The sequence below is a fragment of the Streptomyces coeruleofuscus genome (assembly GCF_039532725.1).
Classification (GTDB): Bacteria; Actinomycetota; Actinomycetes; order Streptomycetales; family Streptomycetaceae; genus Streptomyces; species Streptomyces coeruleofuscus.
On sequence record NZ_BAAASE010000007.1, the window covers coordinates 138,546 to 149,334 of the forward strand.

Consider the following 10,789-nt stretch of genomic DNA (forward strand, 5'->3'; position numbering starts at 1 on the left):
CCGCATCATCCACCGGTGCGTGCCGGTTGTGCGGCTTCCAGGAGTTCGGCGAGTTCCACGAGGTCCGTGCCGGTGAGGCGGGGGAGGACGCAGCCGGAGAGGGTGCGGCAGGTCTCCCGCCAGGAGGCGGGGATCGAGGCGCCGCCGCCCAGCGCGCCGGTCAGGGCGCCCGCCAGGGCCGGGGCGGAGTCCGCGACGCGGGACAGGCAGGCCGCGGCGGGGATCGCCTCCGCGATGCGGCCGCGGGCCGCGGTGGCCAGGGCGAGGGCGACCGGGACCGTTTCGGCGGCGGCGATGCCGTAGCTGTAGACGTGGTCGACGATCTGGTGTTCCAGGGGCGGGACCAGGGCGAAGGCGCTGTCCGCAGTGGCGGCGAGGTGCAGTGCGTGCCGGGCGTTGCGGCCGATCTCCGTCTCCTCGGGGAGTTCGGTGAGCGCGGCCGTGACGCAGGCGTCGACGTTCGCGCCGGCCAGGGCGAGGGCGAGCGCCGCCGCCATGGCGCGGGCGCCGTGTACGCCGTCGCCGTCCTGGGTGTAGCGGGCGTCGAACTCGGCGAGATCGGCGGCGCGGCGGGGGTCGCCGGGGTGGGCCACGGCCAGGACGCACGCCCGTACGCAGGCGGCGTCGTCGAAGTAGTGGGGGTTGTCGTGGCCGGTGGCGGGCGGGCGCAGGCCGGTGGCGAGGTTGCCGAGGCCGGCGCGGACGGAGATGCGGGCGCGCAGGGGGAGGACGGCGGATTCGATCTCGGGGGCGCGGTCCGCTGCGGCGGCCACCTCGCAGGCGATGGCGTTCCAGGTGAGGTCGATCGCGGCGCGGATGCGGCGTTCCCGGCTGAGGTCGTTCAGGACGGTGTCGTCGCCCGCGCGGAGGAGGGCCTCCGCGGCGAAGGCGGCCCACTCGGCGTCGTCCGATGGGCCCAGGCGGAGGGGTTCCGGGGGCTGGTTCAGGGCGATGGGGACGGGGAGGGTGGTCGTGGCGTTGTGTTCGGCGAAGGTGTCCAGTTCGCGGGTGAGGCGGCGGGTCCAGTCGGGCATGCGGGCGGCTCTGTGGCGGGCGGCGGGCCAGCCTGCGGCGTCGCCCGCGGCGAGTCCGAGCAGGAGGCCTTCGGCCTTTTTCTCTCCCGCCTTTTTGTCTCCCACCCGCGCACCGCTCGTAACTGTCACCCGAGGGGTCCTGGTCTCCCGTGGGGCGCCTTCGCCGCCGGCGGCTGCCGGTGCCAGCGGGGTCATGCGGGTACCTCCCTCTCCCCGTCCGCTGCCAGAGCACAGGTGGTTGCCGCCGGCGTCAGCAGGTCCGCCACGTCCAGGACGTGGTAACCCGCCATCGCCGGCAGGCACCGGCCGCGGACCGGGCCGATGGGGGTCGTCCAGGCCTGCGGAATCGCCGAGACTCCCCGGGTCGCGCCCGCCAGGGCACCCGCGACCGCCGCCGTCGTGTCCGCGTCGCGGCCCATGTTCACCGCCGTCAGGACGGACTGTTCGAAGTCGCCGTCGGCTGCCGCGTAGGCGCCGAAGGCGAGGGCGACCGCCTCGGGGGCCAGGTCGGTCCAGGGGTATCCGCCGATGACGACCGCGGAGCGGACCGCGCGTTCGCCGCGGTGGGCCACCGCCACCGCGCGGCGCAGGCAGCGGGCCGTCCAGGAATCGTCGGGCACGACCGCGAGGGCCGCGGCCACGACAGCGATCGGCTGGGCGCCCGCCATCGCCGCCGCCACGCCCGCGGCCACCGCCTGGCCGCCGTAGATGCCCTCGCCGTCATGGCTCACCGACCCGTCGATCGCCACGAGCCGGGCCGCCTCCGCCGGGCGGCCCGGCGCGAACACTCCGAAGGGCGCCGCGCGCATGGCCAGGCCGTCGCTCCAGGCGTGCCGGTGCTGGGCGGAGATGGGGGCCGCCAGACCCCGGCGGAGGTTCTCCAGCGTGCCGCGTTCGCTGAAGCCGGCGCCCCGGAACGGGCCCTCGTCGCGGTCGGCGATCCATTCGTGCCAGGCCGCCTCCACGTGCGCGGGAGTGAGTGCCGAGCCGTGCCGGGCCAGGAGGAGGCCGGAGAAGATCGCGTACTCGGTGTCGTCCGTACCGGCGGGGTGCTCGGCGACGTAGCCGGTGATGCGGCCCCACCGCGCGCGGATCTCCGATGGCTTCATGTTCTCGGCCGGGGCCCCGAGCGCGTCACCGACGGCCAGGCCCAGCAGTGCGCCGCGTGCCCGTGCGCGGAGTCCGGTGGCGTCACCGGGCGCCGGGGCTGAGGGGATGCAGGCGATCGATGCCATACGGGATGTGTCCCACTCCGGCGACCGCCCCGAGCCTCAAGGGCCACAGCATCACCCGGTCGACATCTGTGCAAGATCACGATCAAGTGAGCGCTGAAGGGTAAAACCGCAGGTTAGCCCAGCCTTTCCTTGCTGGCGGCGTCGGAATTCACGGCGTACTTTGGTTGCTGTAAAAATCTGGAACTTGTCCAAAGTGGCTTGTTCGGCGAGAGGATCGGGGATCTTTCATGGCCATCATCGAGACCGAGGCGGCGCTGCACGAGGCACACCGGGACAACCACACCCACCGGGACGTGAACGGCGGCTGGCTGCGTCCCGCGGTGTTCGGTGCGATGGACGGCCTCGTCTCCAACCTGGCCCTGATGACCGGTGTCGCGGGCGGCTCGGTCAGCCAGCACACCGTCGTGCTGAGCGGACTCGCGGGCCTGGCCGCCGGTGCCTTCTCCATGGCCGCCGGCGAGTACACCTCCGTCGCCTCGCAGCGCGAGCTCGTCGAGGCCGAGCTGGACGTGGAGCGGCGCGAGCTGCGCAAGCACCCGCAGGACGAGGAGGCCGAGCTCGCCGCGCTCTACCGGGCGAGAGGGGTCGAGCCGCGGCTGGCCAGTGAGGTCGCCCGGCAGTTGTCGAAGGACCCCGAGCAGGCGCTGGAGATCCATGCCCGGGAGGAGCTGGGGATCGATCCCGGCGATCTGCCCTCACCCACGGTGGCCGCGGTGTCGAGCTTCGGTTCCTTCGCGCTGGGTGCGCTGATCCCCGTCCTGCCGTATCTGCTGGGCGCGAGCAGTCTTCTGCCGGCCGTGCTGCTGGCGCTGCTCGGGCTCTTCCTGTGCGGCGCGGTGGTGGCCAGGGTGACGGCACGCACCTGGTGGTACAGCGGCCTGCGGCAGCTGTTCCTGGGAGGCGCGGCGGCCGGTGTGACGTACGCCCTGGGCACCTTGTTCGGGACGGCCGTAGGATAGTTCGGCTCGGACTTATGCGTTGGGCCGTATAAGTAGCCGTTACTTGCTGGTTTCGAATGCGCAATCACCGGGCATGAGCCGTAAGCGCTGCGGGCAACGAGGCCCGTGGGCGCGATCAGCGAGGTGGGCGAAGGCGCCCGTCCCGCCCCGGGCCCGACGGGCATCGATCTCACCCGGTCGTTCCGTGCTGGCCCCTCATAGCTTCCACCGTCGGTGCGGTACCCCCGCCGCCAGCCGCCGGTGTCCGCATGTTGGAACGGATTATCCCGGTTCCCGAGAACCGCTCCATCATGTAACCTGCACGAAATTTTGCGATCACGCGAGGGCCAACGTCGTCCCTCGGCACTTTGCATATGCCACATGACGACGACGGGAGAGCCGATGCGTACGCCGCGCCAGCCGTCCCAGCATTCCGCGAATGGCCAGAACTGGTCCTTCATGGATGCTCGCCCTGCTGCGCAGGGTATGTACGACCCCCGCAACGAGCACGACGCCTGCGGCGTCGGCTTCGTCGCCACCCTCACCGGCGAGGCGTCCCACACCCTGGTCGAGCAGGCTCTGACCGTCCTGCGCAACCTCGAACACCGCGGTGCCACCGGCTCCGAGCCCGACTCCGGTGACGGCGCCGGCATCCTGTCGCAGGTCCCGGACGCCTTCTTCCGTGACGTGGCCGGATTCGAACTGCCCGAGGCCGGCGCCTACGCCGTCGGCACCGCCTTCCTGCCGGAGGACTCCGCCGCCGAGGCCGTCTCGCAGATCGAGACGATCGCGGCCGACGAGGGCCTGACCGTCCTCGGCTGGCGCGAGGTCCCGGTCGCGCCCCAGCTGCTGGGTGCCACCGCCCGGTCGACCATGCCGGTCTTCCGCCAGATCTTCGTCAGCGACGGTGTGTCCCAGGGCGTCGCCCTGGACCGCAGGGCGTTCGCGCTGCGCAAGCGCGCCGAGCGTGAGGCCGGCGTCTACTTCCCGTCGCTGTCCGCGCGGACGATCGTCTACAAGGGCATGCTGACCACCGGCCAGCTGGAGCCCTTCTTCCCGGACCTGTCCGACCGCCGCTTCGCCTCCGCGATCGCGCTCGTGCACTCCCGGTTCTCCACCAACACCTTCCCGAGCTGGCCGCTGGCCCACCCCTATCGCTTCGTTGCCCACAACGGCGAGATCAACACGGTCAAGGGCAACCGCAACTGGATGGCGGCCCGCGAGTCCCAGCTCGTCTCCGACCTGTTCGGCGACCAGGAGAAGATCGACCGTATCTTCCCGATCTGCACGCCGGACGCCTCCGACTCCGCCTCCTTCGACGAGGTCCTGGAGCTGCTGCACCTCGGCGGCCGTTCGCTGCCGCACTCCGTGCTGATGATGATCCCGGAGGCGTGGGAGAACCACGACTCCATGGACCCGAGCCGCCGCGCCTTCTACCAGTTCCACTCCAACCTGATGGAGCCCTGGGACGGCCCGGCCTGTGTCACCTTCACCGACGGCAAGCAGGTCGGCGCCGTCCTCGACCGCAACGGCCTGCGCCCCGGCCGCTACTGGGTCACCGACGACGGCCTCGTCGTCCTCGGGTCCGAGGTCGGCGTCCTGGACATCGACCCGGCCAAGGTCGTCCGCAAGGGCCGCCTCCAGCCCGGCCGCATGTTCCTCGTCGACACCACCGAGCACCGCATCATCGAGGACGACGAGATCAAGGCCCAGCTCGCCGCCGAGGAGCCGTACGCGGAGTGGCTGGAGGCCGGCGAGATCGAGCTCTCCGACCTGCCCGAGCGCGAGCACATCGTCCACACCCACGCCTCGGTCACCCGCCGCCAGCAGACCTTCGGGTACACCGAGGAGGAGCTGCGCGTCATCCTCGCGCCGATGGCCAAGGCCGGTGCCGAGCCCATCGGCTCGATGGGCACCGACTCGCCGATCGCCGCGCTGTCGGACCGCCCGCGCCTGCTCTTCGACTACTTCACCCAGCTCTTCGCGCAGGTCACCAACCCGCCGCTGGACGCCATCCGCGAGGAGCTCGTCACCTCGCTGCGCTCCTCGCTGGGCCCGCAGGGCAACCTGCTCGACCCGAGCGCGGCCTCCTGCCGCAGCGTCGTGCTGCCCTTCCCGGTCATCGACAACGACGAGCTGGCCAAGCTCATCCACATCAACGCCGACGGCGACATGCCCGGCTTCAAGGCCGCGACGCTGTCCGGCCTGTACCGGGTGCACGGCGGCGGTGACGCGCTGGCCGCGCGGATCGACGAGATCTGCGCCGAGGCCGACGCCGCGATAGAGAACGGCGCCCGGCTGATCGTCCTGTCGGACCGTCACTCGGACGCCGAGCACGCGCCGATCCCGTCGCTGCTGCTCACCGCGGCCGTCCACCACCACCTCATCCGCACCAAGCAGCGCACCCAGGTGGGCCTGCTGGTCGAGGCCGGTGACGTCCGCGAGGTCCACCACGTCGCCCTGCTCATCGGCTACGGCGCCGCCGCGGTCAACCCGTACCTGGCGATGGAGTCCGTCGAGGACCTGGTCCGCGCCGGCACCTTCCTGCCCGGCATCGAGCCCGAGAAGGCCATCCGCAACCTCATCTACGCCCTCGGCAAGGGCGTGCTGAAGGTCATGTCCAAGATGGGCATCTCGACGGTCGCCTCCTACCGCGGCGCCCAGGTCTTCGAGGCCGTCGGCCTCGACGAGACCTTCGTCGGGAAGTACTTCAACGGCACGGCCACCAAGATCGGCGGCGTCGGCATCGACGTCGTCGCCAAGGAGGTCGCCGCCCGCCACGCCAAGGCCTACCCGGCCTCCGGCATCGCCCCGGCGCACCGCGCGCTGGACATAGGCGGCGAGTACCAGTGGCGCCGCGAGGGCGAGCCGCACCTGTTCGACCCGGAGACGGTCTTCCGCCTCCAGCACTCCACGCGCTCCGGCCGCTACGACATCTTCAAGAAGTACACCGAGCGCGTGAACGAGCAGTCCGAGCGGCTGATGACGCTGCGCGGCCTGTTCGGCTTCAAGTCCGGCCGGAAGCCCATCCCGGTCGACGAGGTCGAGCCGGTCTCCGAGATCGTCAAGCGGTTCTCGACGGGCGCCATGTCGTACGGCTCCATCTCGCAGGAGGCGCACGAGACCCTCGCCATCGCCATGAACCAGCTGGGCGGCAAGTCCAACACCGGTGAGGGCGGCGAGGACCCGGAGCGCCTGTACGACCCGGCCCGCCGGTCGTCCATCAAGCAGGTCGCCTCCGGCCGCTTCGGTGTGACCTCCGAGTACCTGGTCAACTCCGACGACATCCAGATCAAGATGGCCCAGGGCGCCAAGCCCGGCGAGGGCGGCCAGCTGCCCGGCCACAAGGTCTACCCGTGGGTCGCCAAGACGCGGCACTCGACGCCGGGCGTCGGCCTCATCTCGCCGCCCCCGCACCACGACATCTACTCCATCGAGGACCTGGCCCAGCTGATCCACGACCTGAAGAACGCGAACCCGCAGGCGCGGATTCACGTCAAGCTGGTCTCCGAGGTCGGCGTCGGCACGGTCGCCGCGGGTGTCTCCAAGGCGCACGCGGACGTCGTCCTCATCTCCGGCCACGACGGCGGTACGGGCGCCTCGCCGCTCACCTCGCTCAAGCACGCCGGCGGTCCCTGGGAGCTCGGTCTCGCCGAGACCCAGCAGACGCTGCTGCTCAACGGCCTGCGCGACCGCATCGTCGTGCAGACCGACGGCCAGCTGAAGACCGGCCGCGACGTGGTCATCGCCGCGCTGCTCGGCGCCGAGGAGTTCGGTTTCGCGACCGCGCCGCTCGTCGTCTCGGGCTGCGTCATGATGCGCGTCTGCCACCTGGACACCTGCCCGGTCGGCATCGCCACGCAGAACCCGGTGCTGCGCGAGCGGTACAACGGCAAGGCCGAGTACGTCGTGAACTTCTTCACGTACATCGCCGAAGAGGTCCGCGAGATCCTCGCCGAGCTGGGCTTCCGCTCCATCGAGGAGGCCGTCGGCCACGCCGAGGCCCTCGACGTCACCCGCGCGGTGGACCACTGGAAGGCGCAGGGCCTGGACCTGGAGCCGCTGTTCCACGTGCCCGAGCTGCCCGAGGGCGCGGTCCGCCACCAGCTGATCGCGCAGGACCACGGCCTGGAGAAGGCGCTCGACAACCAGCTCATCAAGCTGGCCGCCGACGCCCTGTCCGCCTCGGACGCCACCGAGGCCCAGCCGGTCCGCGCCCAGGTGCAGATCCGCAACATCAACCGCACGGTCGGCACCATGCTCGGCCACGAGGTGACGAAGAAGTTCGGTGGCGCGGGCCTGCCCGACGACACCATCGACATCACCTTCACCGGCTCCGCGGGCCAGTCCTTCGGCGCGTTCGTGCCGCGCGGTGTCACGCTGCGCCTGGAGGGCGACGCCAACGACTACGTCGGCAAGGGCCTCTCCGGCGGCCGGATCGTGGTCCGCCCGGACCGTGCGGCCGACCACCTCGCCGAGTACAGCGTCATCGCCGGCAACACCATCGGCTACGGCGCCACCGGCGGCGAGATGTTCCTGCGCGGCAAGGTCGGCGAGCGGTTCTGCGTCCGCAACTCCGGTGCGACGGTCGTCTCCGAGGGCGTGGGCGACCACGGCTGCGAGTACATGACCGGTGGCCACGCGGTGGTGCTCGGCGAGACGGGCCGCAACTTCGCGGCCGGTATGTCCGGCGGTATCGCGTACGTCATCGACCTGGACCCCGACAACGTCAACGTCGGCAACCTCGACGCGGTCGAGGCGCTGGACGACACCGACAAGCAGTGGCTGCACGACGTGGTCCGCCGCCACCAGGAGGAGACGGGCTCGACCGTCGCCGAGAAGCTCCTGGCCGAGTGGGACACCGCCGTCGAGCGCTTCAGCAGGATCATCCCCAGCACGTACAAGGCAGTGCTCGCCGCCAAGGACGCCGCCGAGCGAGCCGGTCTCTCCGAGACCGAGACCCACGAGAAGATGATGGAGGCGGCGATCAATGGCTGACCCGAAGGGCTTCCTGAACCACGGGCGCGAGGTCGCCAAGTCCCGCCCCGTCGAGGAGCGCGTCAGGGACTGGAACGAGGTCTACGTCCCCGGCTCCCTGCTGCCGATCATCAGCAAGCAGGCCAGCCGGTGCATGGACTGCGGCATCCCGTTCTGCCACAACGGCTGCCCGCTGGGGAACCTGATCCCCGAGTGGAACGACTACGCCTACCGCGAGGACTGGGCCGCCGCCTCGGAGCGCCTGCACGCGACGAACAACTTCCCGGAGTTCACGGGCCGGCTGTGCCCCGCTCCGTGTGAGTCGGCGTGTGTGCTCGGCATCAACCAGCCGCCGGTCACCATCAAGAACGTCGAGGTCTCGATCATCGACAAGGCGTGGGAGACCGGGGACGTCGCCCCGCAGATCCCGGAGCGCCTGTCCGGCAAGACCGTCGCGGTCGTCGGCTCGGGCCCGGCCGGTCTGGCCGCCGCCCAGCAGCTGACCCGGGCCGGTCACACGGTCGCCGTCTACGAGCGCGCGGACCGCATCGGAGGCCTCCTCCGGTACGGCATCCCCGAGTTCAAGATGGAGAAGCGGCACATCAACCGCCGCATCGAGCAGATGCGCGCGGAGGGCACCCGCTTCCGCACGGGCATCGAGATCGGCCGCGACCTGAAGGCCACGGACCTGAAGAAGCGCTACGACGCGGTCGTCCTGGCCGTCGGCGCCACCACGGCCCGTGACCTGTCGGTGCCCGGCCGCGAGCTCAAGGGCATCTACCAGGCCATGGAGTACCTGCCGCTGGCCAACAAGGTCCAGGAGGGCGACTACGTGGCGCCCCCCATCTCGGCCGAGGGCAAGCATGTCGTGGTCATCGGCGGCGGCGACACCGGCGCGGACTGTGTCGGCACCGCCCACCGCCAGGGCGCGGCCTCCGTCACGCAGCTGGAGATCATGCCCCGCCCGAACGACGACCGGCACCCGGTCAACCAGCCCTGGCCGACCTTCCCGATGCTCTACAAGGTCACCTCGGCCCACGAGGAGGGCGGCGAGCGCGTCTACTCGGTGTCGACGACCCACTTCGAGGGCGACGAGGACGGCAACGTCCAGTGGCTGCACCTCACCGAGGTGGAGTTCATCGACGGCCGGCTGACCCCGAAGCCGGGCACGGAGCGCAAGATCCCCGCCCAGCTGGTCACCCTCGCCATGGGCTTCACCGGCACCGACCGGGAGAACGGCCTGGTCGAGCAGTTCGGCCTGGAGCTCGACGAGCGCGGCAACATCGCCCGCGACGACGACTACCAGACCAACGTGCCCGGTGTGTTCGTCGCCGGTGACGCGGGCCGCGGCCAGTCGCTCATCGTGTGGGCGATCGCGGAGGGCCGCTCGGCGGCGCGCGGCGTGGACCGTGCCCTCACGGGCGCGAGCGAACTGCCGGCGCCGATCCGCCCCACGGACCGCGCGCTGATGGTCTGACCGCACCGCACAAGACGTCCCGCACAACGGCGTGCGGAACACCGACAGCGCCTGCCCAACAGTCCCCGACCGGACGACCGGGCAGGCGCTGTCGCCTTCCCCGGCCGGCCACGACACCCTGTGCGGGCCAGGGTCACGGCACCTTGTACGTGTCCCCGTAGACGGCCCACTCCAGCGGCGTGTCGAGACGCAGGTTGCCCTCGTTCAGGAAACGGCGCTGGGCGGTGTCGACGCGGCTGGTGTCCGTGCGCTCGGCGGCCATGGCGGTGCGCCGGATGTCGAGGAAGGCGTCCAGGTACGCCTTCTCACTACCGCCCTCGGCCGGTGTGTCCGCCACGCGCAGCGCGCGTTCGCGCAGGCCGTAGAAGCCCTCGGGGCCGGCGTCGGGGCCGTGGAAGATCAGAGCGTCGTAGTAGACGAACTGGCCGAGCGTGCCCAGGCCGTCCAGCTTGGCGAGGCGGACCGCCGGGTCGAAGGAGAAACGGTCACGGTGCTCGTCCTGGGCCCTGCGGAAGGCGGGGAGCTTCGCCTCCGCCTTCCAGGCCGCGGTGAAGCCGGGGTCCAGGCCCTCGTGGGAGTCCGTGCCGTCGACCTCGCGCAGGGCCGGCAGGTAGCGGGCCAGGCCGTTGTCCGGGTGGGTTTCGGTGTAGCGCTCGACGAGGGCGAGCAGGTCGTGGGTGCCGGTGCAGAAGCCGGCGATCCCAGCGGTGTAGCCCCGCCCGTCCTCCAGGTCCTCGATGGAGCCGTAGAGGGCGCGCCAGTTCAGCGTCGACTGGTGGGCGCTCGCCACGATCCGCTGCGCCAGTTCCTTCTTCTCCGGGGCGGCCAGGCCCGCGGGCAGCCCGGCGATCACCTTGTCGTCCTCCGCCCGCTCCACCTCGGCCCGGTGCTTGGCCTCTTCCCGGGCCGCCTGGGCGGCGGACACGGAGGGTTTCGCCGTGGGCTCGGCTGAGTCCGCGGGTGCGAGGAGGTAGGCCAACGCCGTGGCGGCCACGGGAACGGCGACGAAGAACGCCACACCAGCACGCTTCACTGGGATCACCCTGCCTGTCAGCTCCGTGACTTACCCCGCCGTCCCGGCCGCCTGGAGCACCAGCGGCCCGGCGCACGCTCCCCGCCCGCACCGGC

The 10,789-nt window shown here is 71.4% G+C and carries 6 protein-coding genes; 3 read left to right on the top strand and 3 right to left on the bottom strand.

Translation table 11 applies throughout. The features are described 5' to 3' along the window. Positions 1 to 5: 5 nt before the first annotated feature. Positions 6 to 1,229, bottom strand: a complete 1,224-nt coding sequence (locus tag ABFX81_RS26940) for an ADP-ribosylglycohydrolase family protein (protein ID WP_346138790.1) — start codon at positions 1,227 to 1,229, stop codon at positions 6 to 8. Further along, positions 1,226 to 2,269, bottom strand: coding sequence for an ADP-ribosylglycohydrolase family protein (locus ABFX81_RS26945; protein WP_086849402.1), 1,044 nt, complete (start codon positions 2,267 to 2,269; stop codon positions 1,226 to 1,228). The genes ABFX81_RS26940 and ABFX81_RS26945 overlap by 4 nt, the downstream gene beginning before the upstream one ends. A gap of 227 nt (positions 2,270 to 2,496) precedes the next feature. Between ABFX81_RS26945 and ABFX81_RS26950 the strand changes: the two genes are divergently transcribed. The 3 genes from ABFX81_RS26950 (at position 2,497) to ABFX81_RS26960 (ending at position 9,661) form a co-directional block, all read left to right on the top strand. Next, positions 2,497 to 3,228, top strand: coding sequence for a VIT1/CCC1 transporter family protein (locus ABFX81_RS26950; protein ID WP_086849404.1), 732 nt, complete (start codon positions 2,497 to 2,499; stop codon positions 3,226 to 3,228). Between the two features lie 381 nt (positions 3,229 to 3,609). Then, the gene (gene gltB / locus ABFX81_RS26955; RefSeq protein WP_086849406.1) at positions 3,610 to 8,205 is read left to right on the top strand and encodes a glutamate synthase large subunit; all 4,596 of its coding nucleotides are present in this window, start codon (positions 3,610 to 3,612) and stop codon (positions 8,203 to 8,205) included. Next, positions 8,198 to 9,661, top strand: coding sequence for a glutamate synthase small subunit (locus ABFX81_RS26960; RefSeq protein ID WP_086849408.1), 1,464 nt, complete (start codon positions 8,198 to 8,200; stop codon positions 9,659 to 9,661). The genes gltB and ABFX81_RS26960 overlap by 8 nt, the downstream gene beginning before the upstream one ends. A gap of 133 nt (positions 9,662 to 9,794) precedes the next feature. Here ABFX81_RS26960 and ABFX81_RS26965 read toward each other — a convergent pair whose 3' ends face one another. Beyond that, the gene (locus ABFX81_RS26965; protein WP_086849410.1) at positions 9,795 to 10,694 is read right to left on the bottom strand and encodes a chitosanase; all 900 of its coding nucleotides are present in this window, start codon (positions 10,692 to 10,694) and stop codon (positions 9,795 to 9,797) included. Positions 10,695 to 10,789 lie beyond the last annotated feature (95 nt).